This is a genomic window from Microbacterium sp. A8/3-1 (assembly GCF_040267695.1).
In the GTDB taxonomy this organism is placed as follows: domain Bacteria; phylum Actinomycetota; class Actinomycetes; order Actinomycetales; family Microbacteriaceae; genus Microbacterium; species Microbacterium luteolum.
Genome location: NZ_CP158357.1, coordinates 2,420,640 through 2,447,390, shown reverse-complemented (window position 1 = coordinate 2,447,390; position 26,751 = coordinate 2,420,640). Strand labels below are relative to the sequence as shown.

The 26,751-nt window shown below is 70.0% G+C and carries 21 protein-coding genes; 11 read left to right on the top strand and 10 right to left on the bottom strand.

Features of this window, described 5'->3' with window-relative positions; all coding sequences use genetic code 11:
* Positions 1 to 12: 12 nt before the first annotated feature.
* The 5 genes from ABS642_RS11985 to ABS642_RS11965 all read right to left on the bottom strand — a co-directional run bounded on the left by ABS642_RS11985 (position 13) and on the right by ABS642_RS11965 (position 4,654).
* On the bottom strand, positions 13 to 630 hold the full coding sequence (locus tag ABS642_RS11985) for an ECF transporter S component (RefSeq protein ID WP_350350234.1): 618 nt from the start codon (positions 628 to 630) through the stop codon (positions 13 to 15).
* Positions 627 to 1,502 (bottom strand): siderophore-interacting protein, encoded by an 876-nt coding sequence (locus tag ABS642_RS11980; RefSeq protein WP_350350233.1) that lies wholly within the window; start codon positions 1,500 to 1,502, stop codon positions 627 to 629. Before ABS642_RS11980 ends, ABS642_RS11985 begins: the two co-directional genes overlap by 4 nt.
* Positions 1,503 to 1,512: 10 nt before the next feature.
* A complete protein-coding gene (locus tag ABS642_RS11975) occupies positions 1,513 to 2,298 on the bottom strand; it encodes an energy-coupling factor transporter transmembrane component T (protein WP_350353432.1) in 786 nt (261 codons plus the stop codon).
* 44 nt (positions 2,299 to 2,342) lie between these two features.
* Positions 2,343 to 4,013, bottom strand: coding sequence for an ABC transporter ATP-binding protein (locus ABS642_RS11970; protein ID WP_350350232.1), 1,671 nt, complete (start codon positions 4,011 to 4,013; stop codon positions 2,343 to 2,345).
* 98 nt (positions 4,014 to 4,111) lie between these two features.
* Complete coding sequence (locus ABS642_RS11965) at positions 4,112 to 4,654, bottom strand: ECF transporter S component (RefSeq protein WP_282214785.1); 543 nt, start codon at positions 4,652 to 4,654, stop codon at positions 4,112 to 4,114.
* A gap of 212 nt (positions 4,655 to 4,866) precedes the next feature.
* Between ABS642_RS11965 and ABS642_RS11960 the strand changes: the two genes are divergently transcribed.
* The 7 genes from ABS642_RS11960 (at position 4,867) to ABS642_RS11930 (ending at position 14,488) form a co-directional block, all read left to right on the top strand.
* Positions 4,867 to 8,052: a S8 family serine peptidase gene (locus ABS642_RS11960; RefSeq protein ID WP_350350231.1), complete on the top strand. Its 3,186-nt coding sequence runs from the start codon at positions 4,867 to 4,869 to the stop codon at positions 8,050 to 8,052.
* A gap of 177 nt (positions 8,053 to 8,229) precedes the next feature.
* The gene (locus ABS642_RS11955; RefSeq protein WP_350350230.1) at positions 8,230 to 10,485 is read left to right on the top strand and encodes a carbon starvation CstA family protein; all 2,256 of its coding nucleotides are present in this window, start codon (positions 8,230 to 8,232) and stop codon (positions 10,483 to 10,485) included.
* A 1-nt stretch (position 10,486) separates the two neighbouring features.
* On the top strand, positions 10,487 to 10,735 hold the full coding sequence (locus ABS642_RS11950; protein ID WP_350350229.1) for a YbdD/YjiX family protein: 249 nt from the start codon (positions 10,487 to 10,489) through the stop codon (positions 10,733 to 10,735).
* An 18-nt stretch (positions 10,736 to 10,753) separates the two neighbouring features.
* Positions 10,754 to 11,947, top strand: a complete 1,194-nt coding sequence (locus ABS642_RS11945; RefSeq protein ID WP_350350228.1) for a histidine kinase — start codon at positions 10,754 to 10,756, stop codon at positions 11,945 to 11,947.
* The gene (locus tag ABS642_RS11940) at positions 11,944 to 12,663 is read left to right on the top strand and encodes a LytTR family DNA-binding domain-containing protein (RefSeq protein ID WP_350350227.1); all 720 of its coding nucleotides are present in this window, start codon (positions 11,944 to 11,946) and stop codon (positions 12,661 to 12,663) included. Before ABS642_RS11945 ends, ABS642_RS11940 begins: the two co-directional genes overlap by 4 nt.
* Positions 12,660 to 13,034 carry a heavy metal transporter gene (locus ABS642_RS11935; protein ID WP_350350226.1) on the top strand — a complete coding sequence of 125 codons (375 nt, stop codon included), beginning with the start codon at positions 12,660 to 12,662 and terminating at the stop codon, positions 13,032 to 13,034. Before ABS642_RS11940 ends, ABS642_RS11935 begins: the two co-directional genes overlap by 4 nt.
* Positions 13,031 to 14,488, top strand: a complete 1,458-nt coding sequence (locus tag ABS642_RS11930; RefSeq protein WP_350350225.1) for a cation acetate symporter — start codon at positions 13,031 to 13,033, stop codon at positions 14,486 to 14,488. Before ABS642_RS11935 ends, ABS642_RS11930 begins: the two co-directional genes overlap by 4 nt.
* Positions 14,489 to 14,504: 16 nt before the next feature.
* Here the strand turns inward: ABS642_RS11930 and ABS642_RS11925 are convergent, their stop codons facing one another.
* From ABS642_RS11925 to ABS642_RS11915, 3 genes are read right to left on the bottom strand one after another with little or no spacing between them, the layout of a single operon-like run.
* Positions 14,505 to 15,626: a DUF6226 family protein gene (locus ABS642_RS11925; protein ID WP_350350224.1), complete on the bottom strand. Its 1,122-nt coding sequence runs from the start codon at positions 15,624 to 15,626 to the stop codon at positions 14,505 to 14,507.
* A 5-nt stretch (positions 15,627 to 15,631) separates the two neighbouring features.
* A complete protein-coding gene (locus ABS642_RS11920) occupies positions 15,632 to 16,549 on the bottom strand; it encodes a pirin family protein (protein WP_350350223.1) in 918 nt (305 codons plus the stop codon).
* Entirely contained in the window at positions 16,546 to 16,857 is a 312-nt protein-coding gene (locus tag ABS642_RS11915) for an N-acetyltransferase (RefSeq protein ID WP_350350222.1), read from the bottom strand. Before ABS642_RS11915 ends, ABS642_RS11920 begins: the two co-directional genes overlap by 4 nt.
* A gap of 89 nt (positions 16,858 to 16,946) precedes the next feature.
* On the opposite strand from ABS642_RS11915, the gene recQ reads away from it, so the two are divergent.
* Positions 16,947 to 19,004 carry a DNA helicase RecQ gene (gene recQ, locus ABS642_RS11910; RefSeq protein WP_350350221.1) on the top strand — a complete coding sequence of 686 codons (2,058 nt, stop codon included), beginning with the start codon at positions 16,947 to 16,949 and terminating at the stop codon, positions 19,002 to 19,004.
* 9 nt (positions 19,005 to 19,013) lie between these two features.
* Here the strand turns inward: recQ and ABS642_RS11905 are convergent, their stop codons facing one another.
* Positions 19,014 to 20,288 (bottom strand): TetR/AcrR family transcriptional regulator, encoded by a 1,275-nt coding sequence (locus ABS642_RS11905; protein ID WP_350350220.1) that lies wholly within the window; start codon positions 20,286 to 20,288, stop codon positions 19,014 to 19,016.
* Positions 20,289 to 20,422: 134 nt separating this feature from the next.
* Between ABS642_RS11905 and ABS642_RS11900 the strand changes: the two genes are divergently transcribed.
* The 3 genes from ABS642_RS11900 to ABS642_RS11890 all read left to right on the top strand — a co-directional run bounded on the left by ABS642_RS11900 (position 20,423) and on the right by ABS642_RS11890 (position 25,724).
* Complete coding sequence (locus tag ABS642_RS11900; RefSeq protein WP_350350219.1) at positions 20,423 to 21,721, top strand: MFS transporter; 1,299 nt, start codon at positions 20,423 to 20,425, stop codon at positions 21,719 to 21,721.
* On the top strand, positions 21,718 to 23,487 hold the full coding sequence (locus ABS642_RS11895; protein ID WP_350350218.1) for a glycoside hydrolase family 3 N-terminal domain-containing protein: 1,770 nt from the start codon (positions 21,718 to 21,720) through the stop codon (positions 23,485 to 23,487). Before ABS642_RS11900 ends, ABS642_RS11895 begins: the two co-directional genes overlap by 4 nt.
* A 152-nt stretch (positions 23,488 to 23,639) precedes the next feature.
* Positions 23,640 to 25,724 carry an acyl-CoA dehydrogenase gene (locus tag ABS642_RS11890; RefSeq protein WP_350350217.1) on the top strand — a complete coding sequence of 695 codons (2,085 nt, stop codon included), beginning with the start codon at positions 23,640 to 23,642 and terminating at the stop codon, positions 25,722 to 25,724.
* Positions 25,725 to 25,734: 10 nt separating this feature from the next.
* On the opposite strand, the gene ABS642_RS11885 is transcribed toward ABS642_RS11890, so the two are convergent.
* A complete protein-coding gene (locus ABS642_RS11885; protein WP_350350216.1) occupies positions 25,735 to 26,682 on the bottom strand; it encodes a hypothetical protein in 948 nt (315 codons plus the stop codon).
* Positions 26,683 to 26,751 lie beyond the last annotated feature (69 nt).

Genomic DNA, 26,751 nt, shown 5'->3' with positions numbered 1-26,751 from the left:
CGCGTCGAACTCTCAGGCCTTCGGTTTCGCGGCTGGCGTGCGTGCGGAACGAGGCTGCGGAAGTCGCCCGCCGACCCCGGCGCGACGCAGACGATCCGCGATCAGGATGCCGAGAGCCGTCGCCCCGACGCAACTCGCCAGCGTGATGGCGAAGAACGCGATGCGCACACCGACAGGCATGGTCTCGAGGTTGAACGAGGCCCACGCCAGCAGCGGATACACGACGCCGACGACCACCGCGCCGACGTAGTGCAGCCACGTTCCCCAGTACCGCCAGATCACGAAGAGGAACGGCAGCTCGGTGAACGCCGCCCACCACAGGTTCGTCGCGACGCTGCCGAATCCGTAGCCCGAGAACGGCACGATCACGAGCCCGGCGAGCAGACCGACCAGCAACCCGACCAGCGGCCGGCGCAACAGCCGCAAGGCGATGACCGACGGCAGCAGCCACAGCCCCGCCAGCGCGACGCTGACGAACGGCAGACCGGGGAAGAGGATCGTCGAGATCCAGTTCGCCGGCGCCAGCAGCAGACCGCCCGCGACGCCGAGCGCCGCGCACGTCAACAGGATCGCCGTCGGGAAGGGGAAGCGTCCACGCGACCGGGGCGCGCCCGCGTCGGTGCCGCTCATGCGAGGGGCTCCGCAGCTGCCTCGCGTGCGGCCTTCGACGTCGGAGAGGCCGCACCGATCTTCCAGTACCCGCAGAAGCTCACCGCGTTCTTGTCGACACCGCGCTCGCCCACGAGATGCTTGCGCACCCCCGAGGCGAGAGCCTGCTCGCCCGCCGCATACGCGTGGAACGGCGCCTCCGGCAGAGCCGTCCGGCCCAGCGTCTCCAACGCCAGAGAACCCGGTGCGGCCTCATGCGGCCGCACGATCCAGACGACCTCGAGCCCCGCGGGATGCGGGAACGACAGTGCGTCCTCCCGCGTCGGCACCTCGATGATCGCGAGGCCGGCGGCATCCGACGGCAGCGAAGCGCTGATCGAGGCGATCGCCGGCAGCGCCGTCTCGTCGCCGACCAGCAGAACGCGATCCGTCCCGCGCTGCGGGTTGAAAGTCAGCCCCTCGTCGATGATCAGCACATGCTCACCCGGCCGGCACGTCTCCGCCCACCGCGACGCCGGACCGGCCGTGCCATCGGCCGCAGAGCCGTGCAGCACGAAGTCCACGTCGATCTCCGCCCCGGCATCCGCGGTCGCCGCGCGATACGCCCGCACGCTGTAGTTGCGCATGACAGGCCGCTCGCCGTCGGGGATCCGCAGGAACTTCAGATACCCGAACATCTTGTTCGCCTTCGCCGGCACCCGATCCAGACCCGCGTCGCCGCCGATCGGCAGGAACAGCCGGAACCACTGGTCGAAACCCATCGGCCGGAACTTCTCGATCTCGCCGCCGCCGAGCGTCACCCTGATCCAGTGCGCCGACAGCTGTTCGCTGCGCAGCACCGTGAGGTGGATGAGCTCGGCCGACTCGGGCTTGACCAGCTTGCTGTATGCCATACGACGCCTTTCAGGAAAGCTGCCAGGGGAAGAACGCGACGAAGATCGCCGCGGATGCCGCGAGACTCGCGACCGTGAAGATGACGTCGCGCGCACGGAACGGCACCAGATGCCGTTCGGTCCGCGTCGAGTGAGCGCCGAACGCGCGCGAATCCATCGCGAGCGCCACCCGCTCCGCATGCCGGATCGCACCGGCCAGCAGCGGCACGATGTACCCCCACCCGCGAGCGATCCGCGCGAACGGACCCCGGCCGCCGTGATGCCCGCGCACGCGATGCGCCGCACGGATCACCGCCAGCTCGTGCCCGAACCGCGGCACGAACCGGAACGCCGCCAGCGCCGTGTACCCGATCCGATACGGCACACGCAGCTGCTGCACGCTCGCCCGCACCAGATCGGGGCCCGTCGTCGTGAGCCCGCCGATCAGCGCGAGGGCGATGATCGCACCGAGGCGCAGCGCCGTCGCGAACCCGATCTCGAGGGCGCCTGCGTAGAGCGTCCACCCGCCGATGCGCAGGAAGGGCGCGGTGTCGGCGACGAGCGAGGCATCCACCCAGAGCGAGAACCCGACGCCGATCGCCAGCATCCCGACCGGCAGGGCCAGCAGCATGAGCGCGAGCAGCCGCCCCGTCAGCCGCGCACCGATCAGGATCACCGCGTACGCCAGCACGAGGAACGAGGCCGGCGTCGCGAGATCCCGCACGAAGATGAGCAGCACCATCGCCGGCGCGAAACCCACCACCTTCGCGAGCGGATTCAGGGCGTACAGGAACTGGTGGCGCGACGAGGCCGTCATCGTCGCGTACGGATCGAAGGGCGCGGACGTGGGGGTCGTGGCGGTCACGGTGCCGCCTCCAGACCGGCGGATGCCAGGACCCGCTGCAGCGCGGGCAGGCGCAGTCCCGCGTCCGCGAAGACCTGCTCGTCCCGGAAGAGTGTCGACGTAGGGCCCGCCGCATGAACGCGCCCGTCCCTCAGCACCACCGTGTGCGTCGTGTGCTCGGCGACGAGCTGCAGATCGTGCGTGACGATCACGATCGTCGTACCCTCGGCGCGCAGACTCTGCAGCAGCGTGAGCAGCTCGGATGCTCTGGCACGATCCTGACCGAACGTCGGCTCATCCAGCGCCAGCACCCGAGGGCGTGTGATCAGCGCGGTGCCGACCGACAGGCGCCGCTTCTCGCCGCCCGACAGCAGGAACGGATGCACGCCCGCCTTGTGCTCGAGCCCGAATCGCGCGAGCATCTCCTCCACGCGCGCCGTGATCTCCGCATCCGGAACGCGCCGCAGGCGAAGTCCATGCGCGAGCTCGTCGAACACGGTGTGCGCGATGAACTGGTGCTCCGGATTCTGGAACACGAAGCCGATGCGCGAAGCGAGATCCCGCGGAGACGCCGACCCCGGATCCATGCCGTCGACGCTGACCTGGCCCTTCGGCGGCGGCACGACCCCCGCCAGCGCCTGGATCAGCGTCGTCTTGCCGGCGCCGTTCGCGCCGACGATCGCGGTGAGACTCCCCTCCGCAAGATCCAGATCGATGCCATGCAGGATCTCGGTCCGTCGCCGCCGCACCGTCAGCCCTCGCGCGCGGATGATCGCCGGAGCGGCATCCTCGGTCGTCGTGCGCGTCGAGCGAGCAGGGCGAGACGAGACGTCCGCTGCGGGCAGCGAACGGGCCAGCTCCTCCGGCGACAGCGGCAGCGGATCGAACCGGTGACCCTGCTCCCGCAGCCGCAGTGCGGCCAGCGTCGCCGTGGGCAACCACACGCCCATCGTGACGAGTTCCTCGGCATGCGTCCGGATGATCTCCGCCGCCGGCCCGTCGAACACCACGCGTCCCTCGCGGTCGAGCACGATCGTGCGTGTCACGAAGGCCATGGCCGCATCGAGGTTGTGCTCGACGAGCAGGATCGCGCGATCGCCCGCCGCCACCACATCGGTGAGTGCGGCGTACACGTCGTCGATTCCCTGCGGATCGAGATTCGCCGTCGGCTCGTCCAGCACGATCAGCGGCGACCCCATCGCCAGCGCGCAGGCGATCGCGAGACGCTGCCGCCCGCCGCCGGAGAGGTGGTCGGGGTTGTCGTCGCGACGCTCCCACAGCCCGACGCGGCGCAGCGCGTCCTCGACCCTGGCACGCACCTCCTCCAGCGGGAGCAGCAGGTTCTCCGGCCCGAACGCGACCTCGTCGTACACGGTGCCCGTGACGATCTGCGCATCCGGATCCTGGAACACCATCGCGACCTGTGTGCTCAGCGTCGCTGTGTGCGTCGACCCCGTGTCGAGCCCACCCGCCTCGACGGTGCCCGTCATGGTCGCCGGCACCGCATGGGGGATGAGCCCGTTGAGGGCGAGCGTCAGCGTCGACTTGCCCGAACCCGACGGCCCGAGTACCAGCACGACCTCCCCGGCGGCGATGTCGAACGTCACGTCGCGCGGCGACGGGTGCGCGGCATCCGCGTGGGTGAGAGAGAGCTCACGCACGCGGAGCAGAGGCGCGGATGAGCGCACGGCGGAGTCCCGAGGTCGGCGGATCGAACGCTTCTAACTTAGCTGAGCCTTACCTGATCCGCCATCGAGCGAAAACGCGCGATCGGCACCGCGGAGATTCAGCGCTGCGCGACCCCGGCCCGCCGCAGCGCCGCCCCGATCGCCAGCCCGACGGCCGTCCACGCGATCGGTCCGAGCACCGAGATCACGAGGTACAGGACCTGGGCCCACAGTGGCAGCGCCCCGAGATGCGCGGCGAAGAACACGACCACCGCGACGAGCACGCCGATCACGGCCGCCGAGACGAAGAACCGCCAGGCGCCCCATGCCCGATAGCGGGTGAGGGCCGCGACGCCCTCCTGGATCGCCCCGAACAGCAGCGCCGTGCCGAGGAACCGCAGCGCCCACGCCGGGTTGAAGGCACTCGCGACGAGCGCGGCGATGACGTGGGTGATCAGCGCAACCAGCGGCCGACGCAGGACCTCCTGAGCGATGATGCCGGGCAGCACATGCGAACCCAGCAGCAGCCCGTAGGCGAACGGGGCGGCGAGCAGCACGACCGGTGTCAGCAGCCCCGCGATCCCGCCGATGATGCCCGTGGCGACGCCGATCGCCGCGCAGACCAGCAGCAATCTGGTCGAAAGGACGGGGGTTCGGGCCACCTCCCCAGCCTAGTTGCGCCACCGCCGAGCAGCGCCGCCGAGGGCCGGCAAAAAGGGCGAACCATCGCCGCCCCTTCGACCAAAGTCCCCCCTGTGGCCCTTCGTCTATGTTTCCGCCATTCCCCTGGCGTGGCCTTCGACCCCGGACTACTTTGAGCGGCATTGCGGCAACGACGCCGCACGAAGATCATCGAGCATCGGGAGAAAAGCGCATGGGTCGAACACCCCTCCGCATAGCAGCAGCCACCACCCTGGCCACGCTGTTCATCGCATCGACGGCAACCGCAGGCTACGCGGCGGAGGAGGTGACGCACCCCGTCCCCGTCGCCGGCACGCCTGGGCACTACATCGTCGTGATGAAGTCCGATCCGCTCGCCAGCTACGAAGGCGACGTTGACGGCCTCAAGGCGACCAAACCCGCCGAGGGCGAGCAGCTCGAGACGCAGTCGCAGGATTCCCAGCGCTATGTCGAGCACCTCCAGACCGAGCAGACCGACCTCGCCACGCAGGTCGGCATCACCCCGGACACGACCTACCAGGTCGTCCTGAACGGCTTCAGCGCCGATCTCACCGGCGAGCAGGTCGACGAGCTCCGCGCCTCGAAGGACGTGTTCGGCGTCTACCCGGATGAGATCCGGCACCCCGACGCGCAGACCTCGACCGACTTCCTCGGACTCGGCGACGACCGCAAGGGTCGCGGCGGCGTCTGGCAGCAGACCGGCGGCGTCGACAAGGCCGGCGAAGGCGTCGTGGTCGGCGTGATCGACACGGGCATCGCTCCCGAGCATCCGTCGTTCGAGGGCAAGAAGCTCAAGAAGCAGAACAAGCAGCAGAACCGCCACAAGGGCGGCCAGCCGTACACCGACGGCACCTACGTCTACTTCGACAAGTCCGACGGCGGGCAGTTCCAGTCCGAGATGGTCGAGGGCCAGGACTGGGACAAGCGCGACTACTCCTCCAAGCTCATCGGCGGCCAGTACTTCTACGCCGGTGCGGAGGCAGCCGGTTTCGACTTCCAGTACGACTACCTCTCGCCGCGCGACGGCGACGGCCACGGCTCGCACACCGCGAGCACGGCGGCCGGGAACTTCAAGGTCAAGGCCCAGATCGAGGACGTGAAGTTCGGCACGATCTCGGGCGTCGCCCCCGGCGCGAAGGTCGCGGCCTACAAGGCCTGCTACGTCGGACCCGACACCACCGTCACCACCGACGACATCTGCGCGCTCAGCGACCTCGTCGCTGCGATCGACCAGGCCGTCGCCGACGGCGTCGACGTGATCAACTACTCGATCGGCGGCGGAGCGGCCAGCACCGTGCTCGCCCCCGAGGACCTCGCGTTCTTCAACGCGGCCGCCGCGGGCGTCTTCATCGCCGCCAGCGCCGGCAACGACGGTCCCGACCCCGTCACTGCCGACCACGCCTCGCCGTGGTACACGACGGTCGCGGCATCCACCATCCCGACCTGGGAGGGCACCGTGCAGTTCGACGGGTTCGCGCAGGCCGGAGCCTCGGTGAGCGTTCCGTTCGGCACGACCGTGACCGGCCCGTCGATCGCCGCAGCGGATGCCGCAGCCGACGGCGCCGTCGACGCGCAGGTCTGCCTGCCGGGCACCCTCGATCCGGCCAAGGTCGCAGGTCACATCGTGGTCTGCGATCGAGGGAACAACGCGCGTGCCGAGAAGTCGCAGGTCGTGAAGGATGCCGGTGGCATCGGCATGGTCCTGGTGAACGTGCCCGGTGGCGCGGACTCCCTCGACAACGACTTCCACGCGGTGCCGACCGTGCACCTCGGGTCCGTGCATCGGGAGGCCGTGCTCGCCTACGTGCAGAGCGGCACCGACCTGCCGATCTCGCTGGTCGGCGAGAACACGACGGGTGTGACGACGCCGACGCCGCAGATCGCCGGCTTCTCGAGCCGCGGTCCGATGCTCGCCGACGGCAGCGACGTGCTGAAGCCGGATGTCTCGGCTCCCGGCGTCGCGATCCTCGCGGCGACGAACAACGCGCCGGGGGAGAAGCCGACCTTCGGCATCCTCTCCGGCACGTCGATGGCCTCGCCCCACGTCGCGGGTCTCGCCGCCCTGTACCTCGGGGAACGCCCGAAGGCGACGCCCGCCGAGGTCAAGTCGGCGATGATGACCACCGCCTACGACACCGTGCTGGCCGACGGATCGCCGAACACGAACCCGTTCGAACAGGGGGCGGGTCACGTCGACCCACGGCGCTTCTTCAACCCCGGCCTGCTCTACCTCAACGGCGTCAAGGACTGGGCCGCCTTCCTCGACGGGAAGGGTCTCTCGGACTTCCCGGGGATCGAGCCCATCGACGGCAGCGACCTCAACCAGGCGTCGATCTCGATCGGCTCTCTGGCCAGCGAGCAGACCGTGACCCGTTCCGTCACTTCGACCGAGAAGGGCGTCTTCACGGCGCAGGCCTCGGTCCCCGGACTGAACGTCCAGGTCTCGCCCCAGCAGCTGACGTTCGACAAGGCGGGGCAGACGAAGACGTTCACGGTGACGTTCGACAACGCCGACGCACCCGTCGAGCAGTGGACGACCGGGTCTCTCGTCTGGACGAGCAAGAAGAACACCGTCCGCTCTCCGATCGCGGTGTTCCCGGTGACGGCGGATGCTCCGGCAGAGGTCGCCGGCACCGGCGTCGACGGCAGCACCACCGTGGAGATCACCCCTGGTCTCGACGGGGATCTGCCGCTGAACCTCTCCGGGCTCACTCCGTTCGAACTGCTCGCCGACCCGGATAACCCGGTCGAGGGGCACTCGGGTGACGAGAACTCCGGCGACGCGAACAAGGACGTCTCCTGGATCGTGGACGTACCGGAGGGCACCACGCTCTCGCGGTTCGACCTCGACTCGTCGGATGACGACGGCAGCGATCTCGACCTCACCGTCTACCGCGTGGTGAGCGCCGACGACCTGCAGTACTACGAGCGCTGGCGGTCAGCGACCGGTTCGGCGGACGAGCAGGTCACGATCCCCGCCCCCACAGCCGGCACCTACCTCGTGGTGGCGAACGTCTACTCGACGACGGGGCCGATGACGTGGGACATGACCTACGCCAACGTCCTGCCCGCCGACGAGGGCACGCTCACGGCGACGCCGAACCCGATCGCCGCGCTCCGCGGTGTGAAGACGAGCTACCAGCTCGGCTGGACCGGTCTCACCGCCGGCACCCGCTACCTGGGACTCGTGCAGTACGGCGACTCGGCTGTCCGCACGATCCTGACGGTCGACGCCCCGGCGGCGAAGGCCCCGGAGAAGGAGGTCCCGCCGACGGAAGCCCCGCCGACGGAAGCCCCCGAGACGCCGGCCCCGGAGACGACGGCGCCGCCGACCGAGGCACCGCCGACGGAGGTTCCCGAGACACCGAAGCCGGAGTAAGCCCCCACAGCACAGCGCCCCGCGGTCGACAGACCGCGGGGCGCTGTGTGCGTCCGGGCATCCGTTCATCGCGTCGTCGCCGCCGCTCGTCGCAGCATCCGTTCGATGACCCTCCGCCGGCGCCGGGGCTTTCCTAGCGTGGGGGAACGCAACGACGCGTATCCCGAGGAGACCCCCATGACCGCACCGGGCAGCACCGAACCCGTCATCGTCACCGACCCGAAACTCCCCTCCACAGCTCTCTCCGACGAGCACCATGAGAAGGCGAATCGCTGGACCCTGCCGAAGATCGTCCTCTGGGCGGCGATCGCCCTGCTGGGGGCCGTCGCGTGGACCATGCTCGCGATCGTCCGCGGCGAGACCGTGAACGCGATCTGGTTCGTGTTCGCTGCCGTGTGCACGTACCTGATCGGCTACCGCTTCTACTCGAAGGTGATCGAGAAGTACATCACGCGTCCCGACGACCGTCGCGCCACTCCGGCCGAGGTCAAGCAGGACGGCAAGGACTACGTCCCCACTGACCGGCGCGTGCTCTACGGCCACCACTTCGCCGCGATCGCCGGCGCCGGCCCGCTCGTCGGTCCCGTGCTCGCCGCGCAGATGGGCTACCTCCCCGGCACGATCTGGATCATCGTCGGCGTCGTGCTCGCCGGTGCCGTGCAGGACTACACGGTCCTCTTCTTCTCGATGCGCCGCGGCGGTCGCACGATCGGCCAGATGGCGCGACAGGAGCTCGGCCGCATCGGCGGCACGGCGGCGATCATCGCCTCGCTGCTGATCATGCTGATCATCGTCGCGATCCTCGCGCTCGTCGTCGTCAACGCCCTCGGCGAGAGCCCGTGGGGCGTGTTCTCGGTCGCAATGACCATCCCGATCGCGATCTTCATGGGCATCTACCTGCGCTTCCTGCGCCCGGGCAAGGTCACCGAGGTCTCGATCATCGGGTTCGTGCTGCTCATGGCCGCGATCATCGGCGGCGGTCAGGTCGCCGCGACCGACTGGGGTCAGGCGATCTTCCACCTCGACCGCACCACGATCGCGTGGGGCATCATCATCTACGGCTTCATCGCCGCGGTGCTCCCGGTCTGGCTGCTGCTCGCACCTCGCGACTACCTGTCGACGTTCATGAAGATCGGCGTGATCGTCATGCTCGCCGGCGCGATCATCCTGGTCCGTCCCGAGATCACGGTCCCCGCGATCAGCATCTTCGGTGAGAACGGCATGGGGCCGGTGTTCGCCGGCCCCCTCTTCCCGTTCCTGTTCGTGACGATCGCCTGCGGAGCGCTGTCGGGGTTCCATGCCCTGATCGCTTCCGGCACGACGCCGAAGCTCATCGAGAAGGAGCGCCAGACGCGCTTCATCGGCTACGGCGGCATGCTGATGGAGTCGTTCGTCGCGATCATGGCGCTCGTCGCCGCGATCTCGATCGACCAGGGCATCTACTTCGCCATGAACGCTCCGACGGCGGCGACAGGAGGCACGGTCGAAGGGGCCGTCGCCTTCGTGAACTCGCTGGGGCTGACGGGGGTGAACCTCACACCCGAGATGCTCACCGGCACGGCCCAGGCGGTCGGCGAGGAGTCGATCGTCTCGCGCACCGGTGGCGCCCCGACGCTCGCGCTCGGCCTCGCGCACATCATGCAGCAGGCTCTCGGCGGGCAGGCGCTCATGGCGTTCTGGTACCACTTCGCGATCATGTTCGAGGCGCTGTTCATCCTCACCGCGGTGGATGCCGGCACGCGTGTGGCCCGCTTCATGCTGCAGGACTCGATCGGCGCCTGGTTCCCCAAGTTCCGTGACGTCTCGTGGCGTCCCGGCGTCTGGATCTGCACCGCGATCATGGTGGCCGGCTGGGGAGCGATCCTCATCCTCGGCGTGACCGACCCGCTCGGCGGCATCAACACCTTCTTCCCGCTGTTCGGCATCGCGAACCAGCTGCTCGCCGCGATCGCGCTCGCCGTGGTGCTGGCGATCGTGGCCAAGCGTGGCCGCAGCTACTTCAAGTGGCTGTGGATCATCGGGCTGCCGCTCGCGTTCACGGCGGTCGTGACCATCACTGCGTCGTTCTACAAGATCCTCTCGCCGGTACCGGCGATCGGCTACTGGGCGAACCACTTCAAGTACGTCGCGGCTCGTGACTCGGGCGACGACTCGCTCGGCGCTCCCGAGGTGCTCGAGGCGGTCATCCGCAACACCGCCGTGCAGGGCACGCTGTCGATCATCTTCGTCACGCTCGCGATCATCGTCATGGTCGCGGCGGTGATCGTGACGATCACCGCGATCCGCAACGGCGGCGGCGAGAACACCGAGGAGGAGCCCGTGGCCTCGCGACGCTTCGCCCCGGCCGGATTCCTGCCGAACGCCGCGGAGCGCGAGCTCGAGAAGCAGTGGGAGCCGATCCTCGCCGACGACCGCAAGGCGTCGAGTCACTGAGATGGTCGACACCATGAATCCAGCGGATGCCGCGACCACCCACCCCCTGCGCACGCTCGTTCGTGCCGCAGGGCGGGTCGGCCGCGGCATCCGCTGGTACATGACGACGCTGATGGGCGACACGGCGTACGCGACGTACGTCGCCCACCATCGCCGCGCGCATCCGGGCGAGGAGCCGATGACGGAGCGGCAGTTCTGGCGGCAGAAGATGGACGACCAGGATCGCAACCCCGGTGCCAGGTGCTGCTGACCTGCCTAGGCTGAACGCATGACCGACGTCGTTCTCGCTGCCGTGCTGGGCGTGCTCGGCGGGATCGTCCTGACGGTGCTGCTGCTGCTCGCCCGCCGCCTCGCGCGCGGCGCGACCGATCTCGGCAGCGATGCCGAACAGGCGGCGCTGAACGCCCTGCACCATGCGAGCCTCGCGGCTCCGCATCTGCGCGCAGGACTGTCGGCGCCCGATGTCGTGAAGGCCGCGCGGCATCTGCGCGTGCTGCTCGGCAGCGCCGCCGTGGCGATCGTGAGCGCCGACGGCACGGTGTCGTTCGACGGCCCGTCCGACGGACTGGAGTCGGCGGCGCTCCGCATCGCGACGCAGGTCGAGGAGTCCGGCCGACGGCAGGTCTTCCCCGCTCCCGGACCCGACGACGATCTGGAGGCGGTCGGCGCGCCGATCCTCGTCGACGGCCGTGTCATCGGCGTGGTGGTGGCGTTCGCAGCGCCGGTGCGCGCGGCGCTCGTGCGAGCGGCGGAGGAGGTCGCGGACTGGTGCGCGGCGCAGGTCGAGCTGGGCGGCCTCGACGCCTCTCGCACGCAACTGGCCGAGGCCGAGCTGCGGTCGCTGCGCGCGCAGATCTCGCCGCACTTCATCTACAACGCGCTCACCGCCATCGCGTCCTTCATCCTCACCGACCCCGCCCGCGCCAGGGAGCTGGTGCTCGAGTTCGCCGACTTCACCCGCTACTCCTTTCGCCGCCAGGGCGAGTTCACCACGCTCGCCGAGGAGCTGGGCAGCATCCACTCCTATCTCGAGCTCGAGCGCGCACGTTTCGGCGACCGGCTTCGTGTGACCCTGCAGATCGCACCGGAGACCCTCGCCACGGTCATCCCTTTCCTCTCGGTGCAGCCGCTGGTCGAGAACGCCGTGCGGCACGGGCTGGAACCGGGCGAAGGTGGCGGCGAGATCCGCATCCTCTCTCGCGACGACGGCACGCACACCGAGATCGCCGTCGAGGACGACGGCGTGGGAATGGACCCGGAGGGGCTGCGGGCCACGCTCACCGCGGGAGACGACGGCGTGCACGTGGGCCTCCGCAACGTCGACACCCGCCTGCGCCAGCTCTACGGCGCCGAGGGCGGTCTGGTCGTCGAGACCAACACCGGCGCGGGTACTCTGGTGCGCATGCGGGTCCCGAAATCGCAGCCGCTGCATGATCCGCTGCGCGACCAGGTGAGCCCATGATCGACGTGCTGGTCGCCGACGACGAGAAGCCGGCGCTCGACGAGCTCGTCCACCTGCTGCGCACCGACGATCGCATCGGCGACATCCTCACGGCGGGCAGCGGGGCGGATGCTCTGCGGCAGCTGTCGGAGCGGGCCGTGCGGATCGCGTTCCTCGACATCCACATGCCGGGGCTGACCGGCACAGAGCTGGCACGCGCCCTGCTCGGCCTCGCCCAGCCACCGGCCGTCGTCTTCGTCACGGCCGATGACGCCCGCGCCGTCGAGGCGTTCGAACTGCGGGCGGCGGACTACCTGCTCAAACCCGTCCGCGCCGAACGGCTGCGGCAGGCCGTCGATCGGGTCGTCGAGCTGGGCGAGACCGCGAGATCGGGCGATGACGAGATGCTCCCGATCACGGTCGGATCCGCCGTGCGCTTCGTGCGCCGGAGCGACGTGCGCTGGGTGCAGGCGCAGGGCGACTACTCCCGACTGCACACCGGCGACGGCGCGGGGCATCTCGTGCGCATCCCGATCTCCGAGCTGGAGGTGCGGTGGGCGGATGCCGGCTTCCTCCGCATCCATCGCTCGTCGCTGGTCCGCACCGCGGCCGTGACCGAGGCGCGTCTCTCCGGGGCTGACCCCGCGGTCTCGATCGGCGAGCTGTCGCTTCCGGTCAGCCGACGCCTGGTGCCGGCGGTGCGCGAGGCCCTGGTGCGGGGCGAGGGATCCGGGTGAGCGAGACCCCGAAGCGCGTGCGGGTGACGGCCGACCTCCCCGTGCGGCGACCGTCCCCGTCGACCCGCGGCATCGCGCTGCCGGGTTCGCCGGTGGACGAGGCGGATGCCGTCTACGCGCGCGCCCTGATGCGCAGCCAGCTCCGCCTCGCGCTCGGGACCGTCGCCGGCTTCGTGCTCGTGGTGGTCGCGTTGACGCTCACGATCGCGCTGATCCCCGAGATCGGCCGCGTGCTGGTCTGGGGGCTGCCGCTGTCGTGGCTGCTGCAGGCCTACGCGTTCTACCCGATCATCCTCGTGTTCGCGGTGCTCTACGTGCGCACCGCGGCCCGCAACGAGCGGCGCTACCGGGCGCTGCGGGACCGCGAGTGAACGCCGTCCTCGACCTGGTCGGCGTCGCGCTGGTCATCGTCGCGACGCTGCTCATCGGCGTGTACGGGCTGCGGATCTCGCGCACGACCGGCGACTTCTTCGTCGCCTCTCGTACGGTGCGGCCGGTGTGGAACGCCTCGGCCATCAGCGGGGAGTACCTGTCGGCGGGCACGTTCCTCGGGTTGTCGGGGCTCGTGCTGCTCGACGGCGCCCGGGGGTTCTGGTTCCCGATCGGCTACGCGGCGGGGTACCTGCTGGTGCTCGCGTTCGTCGCCGCGCCCCTCCGCCGGAGCGGCGCGTACACGATCCCCGACTTCATCGAGGCGCGGCTGGAGTCGGGCGCCGCGCGGCGGGTCACGAGCATCGCGGTGCTCATCATCGGCTGGCTCTACATCGTGCCGCAGCTGCACGGTGCGGGGATCACCCTGCTCGTCGTCGCCGGCGTGCCGGAGTGGGTGGGCGCCGTCACGGTCGCGGTGCTCGTGGCCGCTGCCGTCGCCGCCGGCGGCATGCGCGCGATCACCTACGTGCAGGCGTTCCAGTACTGGCTCAAGCTCACGGCGCTCCTCGTCCCGGTGGTCTGCATCGCCTTCGCGCTGAGCGGCGGGCCGCACGATTTCGATCCGGCGCTCGTCTTCCCTGCCGAGGCAGGGCCCTCCGGGTTCGATGCGTACGAGACGGCATCCCTCCTGCTCGCCCTGCTGCTCGGGACCATGGGGCTCCCGCACGTGCTCGTGCGGTTCTACACGAGTCCCACCGGGGTCTCGGCGCGCCGCACGACCGTGATCGTGATCGTGATGGTGAGCGCGTTCTACGCGGTGTCGAGCACCATGGGGCTGCTGGCGCGCATCGCGGCGCCCGACCTCGCCGTGCCCGGCATCGCCGACACGGTCGTGCTGCTGCTGCCCTCGCGCGTCTTCCCCGGTGTCTTCGGCGAACTGCTCACCGCGCTCATCGTGGCCGGTGCGTTCGCCGCGTTCCTGGCGACATCGGCGGGGCTCGTCGTGTCGCTCGCCGGCGTGATCAGCCAGGACGTGTTCTCCGGCTCGGTGCGATCGTTCCGGTTGTCGGCGGTGCTGTGCGCCCTGGTCCCGCTCGCCGTCGCGCTGCTCACTGCGCCCGCGGGTCTCGGCTCGAGCGTGGGTGTGGTGTTCGTGGTGGCGGCCTCGACGCTGTCGCCGGTCGTGCTGCTCGGCGTGTGGTGGCGGGGGCTCACGGCACGAGGGGCGGTGGCGGGGATGCTGTCGGGCGGCCTCGCTGCGGGGCTCGCGCTGCTCGTGCACGCCGTGATCGGAGGAGTCGGGGTCGCCGCCCCGTACCTGGCGCAGCCGGCCGCGTGGACAATCCCCCTCGCGGCGGCGGTCACGGTCGTGGTGTCGCTCCTCGATCCCCGCGGACCCTCGCCGCGCACCGAGCGCTTCCTCGCGCGGGTGCACACGCCGGAGCGCGGCTGAAGCGGGCGGGCGATTCTCAGGGCCGGGCGTCGCGCAGCGACCAGGCGGGCCACCAGCCGTCGGCGAGACGCCCGAGGATCTCGGCGGCGCGGTCCAGCCGCTCCGGCGAGATCGACGGGCCGGGATCGCCGCTGCTCGACCGCCCGCCGTCGGCGGTGAGGATCCGGGTGTGCAGCGAGCGCTGCCGCCCGACGGGGAACACTTCCCGTAGTCCTCCGGCGGCGATCGCGAGCAGGGTCTCCTCCAGCTGGTCGGCCACGGTCTCCGCGGATTCATCGCAGGCATCGCAGGTGCAGACGGGCACGATGTCCCGGAACAGCGCTCCGGCTTCGATGCCGACCGACTCGGCGGTCGCGCTGATCGTGATCGCCGCGCCCGTCGTCGGCCGCAGGTGCACGACGCGCGCGTCCGATTCGCCGTCTCGGCGGTCGACGTCGACGACGTACGAGGTCTCGAGGTAGTCGACCAGAGCTTCGACGACCGTCAGCACCGGGGCGAAGCGCTCGGGATGCGAGACCCGCGAGTAGGCATCGTCCGGCGGGGATCCGCCGACCCAGCGGGATCCGTAGTCGATGACCCGGCCGTCGTCTTCGACGAACTCCGGGAGAGCGAGCGCCGGACGCGCGAAGGGCGCAGGAGGGAAGACGAGCTCGACGTCGGCGTCTTCCTCCGTGAGGGTCGAGAGCTCCTGATGGTCGCGGTCGGCCTGCGGCCAGGAGGCGATCATCTCCAGGAACGGCTCACGCTGATCCGGGCGCTCCACGATCGTTCGCAGCAGGCCGGCGACCGTCACCGACCTCGTCGAGGTGCCCACCTCGGGTTCGCTCGCCATCCACCACGTCGCCGCCGGATGCGCGACGGCGATCGCGTTCCCCAGGAACCGCGCCGCCGCATCCGCGGTCTCGGAAGAAGCGAGGACGGCGGGGTGTGCGGCCACGAAATCCCACAGCGCGGCGAGATCGGCGGCGAGGACGGCAGGGTCCGCGCCGGCGTCGCGGGCGAACGTCTCGAAGCGTTCGAAGCCCTCCACGAATCGCGGAGGAGGCGCGGGGTCGGCGCTCGACCAGATCATCAGGCCGGATTCCTTGGCATCCGGCATCCGCGCCAGTGCGCCGGGGAAGACGTCCGACGTCGCCATCGGGTTCAGATCTTCCGGCCCCGCGGCATCAGCCGCACGTCGGGCAGAGGCGGAGCGGGGATGCGCACGTCGTGCCCGTCGACGGTCCCGAAACGAGCGGATGCCGCCTCCCAGTCCTCCCGCGCCGCGACGATCTCGTCGTGCGAGCGGCCGGCGAAGTTCCACCACATCACGATCTCGTCCTCGAACGGTTCTCCGCCGAGCAGGAACAGGAGGGCGCCCTCGGTCGACGAGATTTCGACGTGATCGCGGGAATCGCCCAGGTACAGCAGCTCGTTGCGCTCCAGCGGATGCTCGGACACGAGGGCATCGCCCTCGACGAGCATGAGTGCATGCTCCCAGTCCGACGCCATCGGCAGCCGCACGCGGGAGCCCGGCGCGAGCACGATCTCGGCACCGACGATCGGGGTGTGCACCGTCGCCGGCGATGAGACACCCGCGAACTCGCCGAGCACGACCGTCGCCGTGGCATCGGCTCCGGCATCCGCCGTCAGGGTCACCGTCGGCAGCTCCGTGTGCCGCTCGAATCCTCCCGCGCCGTGGCGGGCGGAGTCCGGCAGCACGACCCAGAGCTGCAGCGCGTCGAGGGGGATCGGGCTCTCGCCGATCGAGTACTCCGAGTGCGAGATGCCGTTGCCGGCTGTCATCAGGTTCAGCTGGCCGCGGCGCAGGTCGGCGTCGCTGCCGAGGGAGTCGCGGTGCCGGATCTCGCCGACGAGCGGCCAGGTCACGGTCTGCAGACCGATGTGCGGGTGCGGCTCGACGCGCATCTTCGTGTCGGCAGGGCCGAACCGGTCGAGGAAGCACCAGGCGCCGATCGTCGGCAGGTTGCGATGCGGAAGTGCACGCAGGACATTCATGCCGCGCACCCCGCCGAGCGGAACCTCGCGGGGCTCCAGGACGATGCGGCGCTGCCCGATCATTCGGAATCGGCCGTTCGGGGGCGCGGCCAGCGGATCTCGGCGCCCTCGATCTCATGCGTCTCGAGGTACTTCGCGATGTAGGGGCAGAGCGGCACGATCGCCTCGCCGCGACCCGCGGCATCCGTCAGCGCCGCCGCAGCGAGCTTCCCCGCGAGACCCTGACCCTGGAACTCGTCGTCGATCTCGGTATGGAGGAAGCGGATGGAACCGGGACGCAGATCGAACGCGGCGAAACCGGCGAGCACGTCGCCCGAGCGGATCTCGTAGCGCGATTCCTCGTCGTTGCGGGTGACGGTGATGTCGGTCATGGGTGCTCCTTCATGCGTCTGCATCCAACCTACGCCCGTATCTGTGGACGGGCGCCGCCGACGTCGGCGGGGATCGTTACGCTGGAGGGATGCCGCAGACTCCCCGTGACCCGTACGCGGATCTGCCGTACGCCGACGAGCCCTACGACGACGGCTGGGAGTCGTCCACTCCGCCCGAGCCGATGGACTGGGAACCGCAGGGAGCGGGGTTCGAACCGCCGCTCGACTGGGGTCCCGGGCCGGTCACCAAGGTCGCATCGAGATCGTGGGTCCCTGAGCCTGTCGAAGGGCGCGCTGTCCGAAAGGCCACGCCGAGCCGCTACGCCACCGCAGCCGAGGCGCTGCACACCGTCTTCGGCTACGACGAGTTCCGCGGCGACCAGGCCGCCATCGTCGACCAGGTGATCGCCGGGGGCGACGCGGTCGTGCTGATGCCCACCGGCGGCGGCAAGAGCATCACCTACCAGGTGCCGGCGCTCGTGCGCGAGGGCACTGGTCTCGTGATCAGTCCGCTCATCGCGCTCATGCACGACCAGGTCGACGCGCTGCGCGCCAACGGCGTCAAGGCCGCGTACCTGAACTCGACACAGGCGATCGACGAGCGCCGAGAGGTCGAGCGCGCCTACGTCGCCGGTGAGCTCGACCTCATCTACGTCGCCCCTGAGCGCCTGTCGAGCGCGCAGACCACAGCGCTGTTGCAGCGCGGCACGCTCAGCGTCATCGCGATCGACGAGGCCCACTGCGTGTCGCAGTGGGGGCACGACTTCCGTCCCGACTACCTCGCGCTGGGCGACCTCGGCGAGCGGTTCCCCGGTGTGCCCCGCATGGCGCTCACCGCGACGGCGACCGCCGCGACGCACAAGGAGCTCACCGAGCGGCTGCACCTCGACACGGCGAAGCACTTCGTGGCGAGCTTCGACCGCCCGAACATCCAGTACCGGATCGTGCCCAAGGTCGACCCGCGCAAGCAACTCGTCTCCTTCATCAAGTCGCAGACCCCGGCGACCGACGACGGCGCCCAGCCGGCCGGCATCGTCTACGCGCTCAGCCGCAAGTCGGTCGAGCAGACGGCCACCTACCTCGCGGCACAGGGTCTCGACGCCCTGCCGTATCACGCGGGGCTCCCGGCCGAGGTGCGCGCGGCGAACCAGTCGCGCTTCCTGCGCGAAGACGGCGTGGTCATGGTCGCGACCATCGCTTTCGGCATGGGCATCGACAAGCCCGACGTGCGCTTCGTCGCGCACATCGACCTGCCGAAGTCGGTCGAGGGCTACTACCAGGAGACGGGTCGCGCGGGTCGCGACGGCGAGCCCTCGGTCGCCTGGATGGCGTACGGCCTCGGCGACGTCGTGCAGCAGCGCCGCATGATCGACCAGAGCCCGGGTGACCGCACGTTCAAGATGCGGCTCGGGCAGCACCTCGATGCGATGCTCGCCCTGTGCGAGACGGTCGAGTGCCGTCGGCAGAACCTGCTCGGATACTTCGGTCAGGATTCGCAGCCGTGCGGCAACTGCGACACCTGCCTCGACGACACCGAGACGTTCGACGGCCTCGTGCCCGCGCAGAAGCTGCTCTCGACGATCGTGCGTCTGAAGCGCGAGCGCAATCAGTCGTTCGGTGCCGGGCACCTCGTCGACATCCTCCGCGGCGCCTCGACCGAGCGCATCCGTCAGCAGGGTCACGACAAGCTCGCGACCTACGGCATCGGCGCCGATCTCTCCGACCAGGACTGGCGCAGCGTCGTGCGGCAACTCCTCGCCCGCGGCATCCTCGTCGCGCAGGGCGACTACGGCACCCTCGCTCCCGGTGAGGCCGCGGCCGCCGTGCTGCGCGGCGAGACGCCCGTGCCGCTGCGCAAGGACACGATCGGGCGCCCGGCCTCGTCGACCCGTGCTCGCAAGGCCAGTGCGGCCGACGCCCTGGATGCCGGGGACCGCGGGCTGTTCGAGGCGCTGCGCGCCTGGCGTGCCGAGACCGCCCGCGAGCAGGGTGTTCCGGCGTACATCGTGTTCGGCGACGCGACCCTGCGGGCTCTGGCCGAGCATCGCCCGGCATCCCTCGGCGATCTCGACGGGATCACCGGCATCGGCGCGAAGAAGCGCGAGGCCTACGGCGAGGGCGTGCTCGCGGTCATCGCCGCGGCCTGACCGGCCTGGTCAGCTGACCGGCAGCACGTCGTCGATGTGCGCACGCAGGTGCGCGGCGACGTCGACGGCGTCCCGGTCGTACAGCCACTGATACTGCAGGCCGTCCCACATCGCGACGAGCCAGATGGCCTCGCGAGCGGGGTCGCGGTGCTCGGGCAGGTCGCCGTCGACCTGGGCGAGGCGGAAGAGCTCGGTGAAGTACGCGATCGCACTCCGGAAGCGGTCCGTGAAGTACTCGTGCGCCGGATGCGACGCCGGCACGGCCTCGCAGGAGAGCACCGCGTACACCTGGATCAGGCCGGGCTCCTCGAGCGCGTTCACCCGTGCGCCGTCGGCGATGCCGCGGAGCAGCTCCCCGGCGCGCTCCGATGCGCGCACGACGCCCCTCTCGCGGATGGCGCTGTCGCGCTCGGCGAGCACGGCGCTGAGCAGCAGCTCCTTGGTGGGGTAGTGGTGCAGCAGGGTCGACTTCGAGACGCCGACGGCCTCGGCGATGTCGCGCAGGCTCGTGTCGCCGTAGCCGTCGCGCGAGAACAGCCGCATGGCGTCAGCGACGATCTGCGCGCGACGCCGGCGTCCGACCGCGTATCCGGGGTCGACGTCGACCGGCTCGTCGCCGAACGGGGGAGGCAGGGGCCCCGAGGCCTCTGTCGCGGGCTCGCCGTCGTCGGGGTCGCGCCAGCCGACGGGCAGTGCCCACAGCGCCTCGCGCTCTTCCAGCATCTCGACCACGTCGACCTCGCCCGGCAGGTACTGGGCGAGCAGCTGTAGTCCGTCCCAGCCGGCGGTGTGGCGTGTGATCTCGCCGTCGACGTCACGCTCGGAATCGATCGCGCCGAGGTGCTGAGCGTCTGCGAGCACGTCGCGGCTCAGGCTGCGCAACTGCGCGTAGCGCTCCCGCATCCGCTCGTGCGCGGGGTGTCCCGGAGACGATGCCTCCCCGGTCAGCGCGGCGAACAGCTCGAGATAGCCCACGGTCCGCGCATTCCGTTCGGCGAGCTGGGCGAAGATCAGCTCGCCGGGTTCGGATGCCGCGGCCACCGCGCTGAAGACCGCCTCGTTCTCCGCTTCGAACTCGCCGACCACCTCGGCGAGCAGGGCGTCCTTCGATGCGAAGTGGCCGAGCAGGCCCGGATGGCTGACCGATGCCGCCGTGGCGATGTCGCGCAGGGAGGTGGAGCGATAGCCGTGGCTGACGAAGAGCTCGCGCGCGGCGGACACGATCCGTCCGCGCGTCGCGGCGGCGCGGTCGTGCCGTGAGCCCTGGGGCACCGTCGTCGTCATCGCATCCTCTTCCCTGCTCCTATCCTGTCTCATTACCAGGCGGTCGGCATTCACTTACCAATCGGTCGAGATTGATGTAAGGTCGTCCCAGAGCCGCCTCGCCCGAAGATGTGCGGCGCATCGAAAGGACTGTCATGACAGAGCTGTCATCCGCCGCGACTGCGGCAGCGGTCGGCACGACCGGCTTCAAGGCCCCGGGAACGACGCCGCCCCGGACGCCCCGCGGGTACACGCCGGGCCTCGCCGCCGTGAACTTCGGCGTCTATCTCGCCCTGCTCACCCCGGTGATGGTGTCGATGGCGTTCAAGATCCAGCACATCGACCCGACCAACACCGAGGGCAGCCTCGGCCTCGTCATGGGGGTCGGCGCGGCATTCGCCCTCATTGCGAACCCGCTCGTCGGACGCCTCTCCGACCGCACCACGTCGCGGTGGGGCATGCGTCGTCCGTGGATCCTCGGCGGCGCGATCGTCGGCCTCGGCGGCTTCGCGCTGATCGGCGCGGCCGACTCCGTGCTCGTCGTCCTGCTCGCCTGGTGCCTGGTGCAGGCGTCGATGAACGCCGTGCTCGCAGCGGCGAACGCGACACTGCCCGACCAGGTGCCCGTCTCGAGCCGCGGCAAGGTCTCCGGCATCATCGGGATCACCACGCCCATCGGCATCCTCGCCGGCAGCTTCCTCGTGAACTTCCTCCCCGGCGACTTCGAGCGCTTCGTCGTGCCCGGCGCGATCGCTCTCGTGCTCGTGATCGTCTTCGTGCTGCTCCTCAAGGACCGCCGTCTCGCCCAGAAGCCCGCCGAGAGGTTCACGATCGGCACCTTCTTCGGCTCGTTCGTGTTCAACCCGCGCAAGCACCCCGACTTCGGCTGGACCTGGCTGACCAAGTTCTTCGTCATGTTCGGCTACGCGGGCATCGCCACCTTCCTGCCGCTGTACCTCGTGACCAAGTTCGGCCTCGACGAGCAGGGGGCGGTCGGTATCATCCTCGCCGCGAACCTCGCGTCGATGGCCGCGATGGCGATCTCCTCGCCGCTGGGCGGATTCCTCTCCGACAAGATCGGCAAGCGTCGCCCGTTCGTCGCCATCGCGGGTCTCATCATGGTGGTCGGCCTCGTGATCCTCGCCGTCGCCCCCGACATCACGACCGTCATCGTGGCGCAGGCGATCATCGGCCTCGGCGCCGGCTCCTTCCTGTCGGTCGACCTCGCCCTCGCGACCGAGGTGCTGCCCAACCCCGACGACGTGGCGAAGGACCTCGGCGTGCTGAACATCGCCAACGCCCTGCCGCAGTCGATCGCCCCCGCCATCGCCCCGGGCATCATCGCGCTGGGCGCGGCTACGCCGCTCGGCGGCTACACCACCTGGTACCTCTTCGGCGCGCTCGTCGCGCTCGCCGGTGCCGTTCTCGTCTACCGCATCAAGGGAGTCAAGTGACCATCTCCGACACCACCGCCACGACCACCGCCCGCCCGTGGCTGAACGCCGACCTACCGGTCGACGAGCGGGTGCAGCTCCTCCTCGACGCGATGACGATCGAGGAGAAGGCCGGGCTCTTCTTCCACACGATGATCGCGATCGGCGATCTCGAGGAGCCGAACCCCGTCTTCGCGACGCCGTCGGCGAGGGAGTTCCTCGAGACGAAGCGGATGACGCACTTCAACCTGCTCGGCGCCGCTCCCACGGGCCGGGAGATCGCGGCGTGGCAGAACGCGCTGCAGCGGCTCGCGGCATCCACGCGTCTCGGCATCCCTGTCACCCTGTCGACGGACCCGCGCCACTCGTTCAGCGAGAACCCGGGTGCGTCGATCCTCGCCGGTCCGTTCTCGCAGTGGCCCGAGACCCTGGGCCTCGCCGCGACGCGCGACGAGGAACTGGTCGAGCGCTTCGCCGACATCGCGCGTCAGGAGTACACCGCGGTCGGACTCCGCGTGGCTCTGCACCCGCAGGTCGACCTCACGACCGAGCCGCGCTGGGCGCGGCAGACGGCGACCTTCGGCGAGGATGCCGAGCTCTCCGGCCGACTGGGCGCCGCCTACATCCGCGGGTTCCAGGGTGTGGCCTTCGGCCCCGGCTCGGTCTCGACGATGACCAAGCACTTCCCCGGGGGTGGACCGCAGAAGGACGGCGAGGACCCGCACTTCCCGTACGGTCGCGAGCAGGTCTACCCGGGCGGCGAGTTCGAGCTGCACCTCAAGCCGTTCGAGGACGCGCTCGCCGCAGGCACCCGGCAGATGATGCCGTACTACGGCATGCCGGTCGGCACCGAGTACGAGGAGGTCGGCTTCGGGTTCAACAAGTCCGTCATCACCGGCCTCCTGCGCGAGCGCTACGGTTTCGACGGTCTCGTGTGCACCGACTGGGGGCTGATCAACGACTCCGAGATCTTCGGCCAGCCGTTCCCGGCGCGCGCCTGGGGAGTCGAGGACCTGACGCCCCGCGAGCGGATGAAGAAGGTGCTGGATGCCGGTGCCGACCAGTTCGGCGGCGAGGCCGACCCGGAGCTGCTGCTGGCGCTCATCGCCGACGGCGAGATCACCGAGGAGCGCATCGACGTCTCCGCGCGCCGGATCCTGCGGGAGAAGTTCGAGCTGGGGCTCTTCGAGGATCCCTTCGTCGATGAGGATGCCGCAGACGAGGTCGTCGGCCGCGCCGACTTCCGCGCGGCGGGAGAGAACGCGCAGCGCGCGTCGATCACGGTCCTCACGAACGACGGCGCCCTGCCGTTCGTCCGCGGTCTGAAGCTCTATGTCGAGGGGATCGACGCCGCGGTCGCGGCATCCTTCGGGGAGGTCGTGGCGACGCCGGACGAGGCCGATCTCGCCGTCATCCGGCTGCAGGCTCCGTTCGAGGAGCGGGCGACGATGTTCGAGAACTTCTTCCACGCGGGGTCGCTCGATTTCGCCGACGACGTGGTCGCGCACGTGCGCGAGGTGGCGGCGGCCGTGCCGACGGTGGTCGACGTGCTCGCCGACCGCCCGCCGATCCTCACCCCGATCACGGATGCCGCGGCTGCGGTCACCGTGAACTGGGGAGCCTCGGGTGCGGCGCTCCTCGACGTGCTCAGCGGAGCCGTCGTCGCGCAGGGGAAGCTGCCGTTCGACCTCCCGCGCTCGATGGCGGCCGTCGAGGCGTCGCGTCCCGACGTGCCGTTCGACACCGCCGACCCGCTGTTCCGCTTCGGGCACGGCCTCTCGCTCTGACACCTCCCGCGGATTGTCGGTTCCTGTCAGGAGCCGACAATCCGCGGCGGCCCTGGCCCGGCGACGCGTTAGAGGATCAGTACAGGCGACTTCGCCTTGATTTGTCGCAGACCTACCATGGGGGCATCCCTACTTCTCTCTGGAGGAATGCCATGGTCGACGCCGCCGTCCGTCCTTCGACGACACCTGACGTGTCGATCGAGCCGCTCACCGTCCCGCAGATCGACGTCGCCGCCGTCAACGACGCGCTGATGGGCACCTGGGCCGACACCCGCCGCGAGGCGCGCGAGATGATCAAGGACTCCGCGTTCTGGCGCAAGGACGAGCTCGGCAAGGACGAGCACCGCGAGCGTGTGCTGAGCCAGCTGCACCTGCTGGTCGAGAACAAGGCCGTGCACCGTGCCTTCCCGAAGTCGCTCGGCGGCGAGGAGAACAACGGCGCGAACATCGCCGGCTTCGAGGAGCTCGTGGTCGCCGACCCGAGCCTGCAGATCAAGTCGGGCGTGCAGTGGGGGCTGTTCGGATCGGCGATCCTGCAGCTCGGCACGACGGAGCACCACGAGAAGTGGCTCCCCGGTGTCATGGACCTGTCGATCCCCGGCGCCTTCGCCATGACCGAGATCGGCCACGGCTCCGATGTCGCGGCCGTCGGCACGACCGCGACCTACGACCCGGAAACTGAGGAGTTCGTCATCCACACGCCGTTCCGCGCGGCGACGAAGGAGTACCTCGGCAACGCCGCACTGCACGGCATCGCCGCGACCGTGTTCGCGCAGCTGATCACGAACGGCGTCAACCACGGCGTGCACTGCTTCTACGTGCCCCTGCGCGGCGAGGACGGCAACGATCTCCCGGGCATCGGCCGTGAGGACGACGGACTCAAGGGCGGACTCAACGGCATCGACAACGGTCGGCTCTCGTTCGACCAGGTCCGCATCCCCCGCACGAACCTGCTGAACCGCTACGGCGACGTGGCCGCCGACGGCACCTACTCCAGTGCGATCGACAGCCCCGGCCGTCGCTTCTTCACGATGCTCGGCACGCTCGTGCAGGGACGCGTCTCGCTCGACGGTGCGGCCAGCTGGGCATCCGCCCTGGCGCTGAAGATCGCGATCACGTACGCGACCCAACGTCGCCAGTTCGACGGCGCCGACGGTCAGGAGGTCGTGCTCCTCGACTACGGCAAGCACCAGCGCCGGCTGCTCCCGCGGCTCGCCACCACGTACGCGCAGATCTTCGCGCACGACGAGTTCCTGCAGAAGTTCGACGGCGTCTTCTCGGGTCGTATCGACACCCCCGCCGACCGCGAAGACCTCGAGACGCTCGCAGCAGCGCTCAAGCCGCTGTCGACCTGGCACGCGCTCGACACTCTGCAGGAGGCGCGCGAAGCCTGCGGCGGTGCCGGGTTCATGTTCGAGAACCGGCTCGTCGGACTCCGTGCCGACCTCGACATCTACGTCACCTTCGAGGGCGACAACAACGTGCTGCTCCAGCTGGTCGGCAAGCGCCTGCTGACCGACTACGCGAGCCAGTTCAAGGGCAAGGATGCCGCGGCGCTCGCGAAGTTCGCCGTCGGCATGACCGCGGGCAAGGTCTTCCACGGTGCAGGACTCCGTCAGCTCGGTCAGGCCGTGTCCGACTTCGGCCAGGTGTCCCGCTCGGTCGAGCGCGGCCTGCGCGAGGAGCAGCAGCACGATCTGCTCGCCGGCCGCGTGCAGCAGATGGTCGCCGACATCGCCGCTCGCCTGCGCCCCGGCGCGAAGGACAAGGCCCTCGGCGCGCGCCTCTTCAACGAGAACCAGGCCGAGCTCATCGAGGCCGCCCGTGCGCACGGCGAGCTGCTGCAGTGGGAGGCCTTCACGGATGCCGTGCACGAGATCGACGACGCCGACACGAAGAAGGTGCTCACCTGGCTGCGCGACCTGTTCGGTCTGCAGCTGATCGAGAAGCACCTGGCCTGGCACCTGATCAACGGTCGCCTGTCGACCCAGCGTGCTGCCGCGGTGTCGAGCTACATCGACCGCCTCTGCGCGCGACTGCGTCCCTACGCGCTCGACCTCGTCGACGCCTTCGGCTACGAGCCGGAGCACGTCCGCGCCCCCATCGCGAGCGGTGTCGAGAAGCAGCGTCAGGACGAGGCCCGCGCCTACTACGCCGACCTCGAGGCATCGGGTCAGGCGCCCGTGCGGGAGAAGAAGGTCAAGCGCGAGCCGCTGGGTGATCTGAAGCAGCGCTGATCGGCCTGCGTCAGGCGCCTGGGGCAGGCGGGTACTGCGATGGGTACGGCGGCGCAGGAACGGGCGGATAGCCGGCGGCCGGGAACGCGCCCGTTCCCGCCGCCGTCGACATCGCCTGCTTCCGGACGCGCAGCAGCACCACGGTGAAGGCGAGATAGACCAGCGCGATCGCCGTCCCCACTCCGAGGATCAGCAGCTGCGGCAGCGTCCGGCCGACCATGGGCAACCGGCCGACCATCATGAAGACCGCATCAGGGATGAGCACGAGCAGGCCGAGCAGCAGCAGGATGGCAGCCGGCAGCACCAGCGCGAACGTCGACCAGCGGGTGGCGAACACTCCGGCGACGGAGAGCAGCGTCCCGATCAGGACGGCTGCGGCGGCATCCGGCAGGAAGTCGAACCGGAACTGCTGGAGCGCGGTGAACTGACCGCGAGCGATGCCCCACGACAGCAGCAAGATCCCGGCCGCCAGGAGGATCGGTGAGGCCACGAGGCCGATGATCGACAGGCCGGTCGCGGTCCGCTCGGGATGGCGGCGCACGATCGCGAGCACGACGCCCATCGCTCCGAGCGCCGGGAACAGGACCAGAGGGATGCCGTACGTGAGGCCGTCGAGCCATTCGCGCGGGAGGACCGACCCCAGCACCCGGTACGACTGCAGCAGCAGCGCCGGCAGGAGCGCGAGCAGGAGCGGCACGACCGCCAGCACCCCCACCGCGATCAGGCCCGCCGAGCTCCAGATGCCGGTCAGCACCACGAGGAGCAGGAGCAGGATGCCGAGCGCCTGAAGGAGCGTCGGCATCACCAGCGGGCCGAAGCCGTCGCGGGCGCCCCCGTACTGGAAGTAGGTCATGAGCCACGACGTGCCGCCGCTGGAGAGCAGCCCCACGGCGACAGGTGTGACGATCACCGCGATGACGATGGTGATCAGGCGAGCGAGCGTGCGGGAACCGCGCATGATGACTTCCCCCTCCGGAGTCTCCGTCCACCGTATCGACTCCGCGTGCGGTCGGTAGTCTCGAAAGAC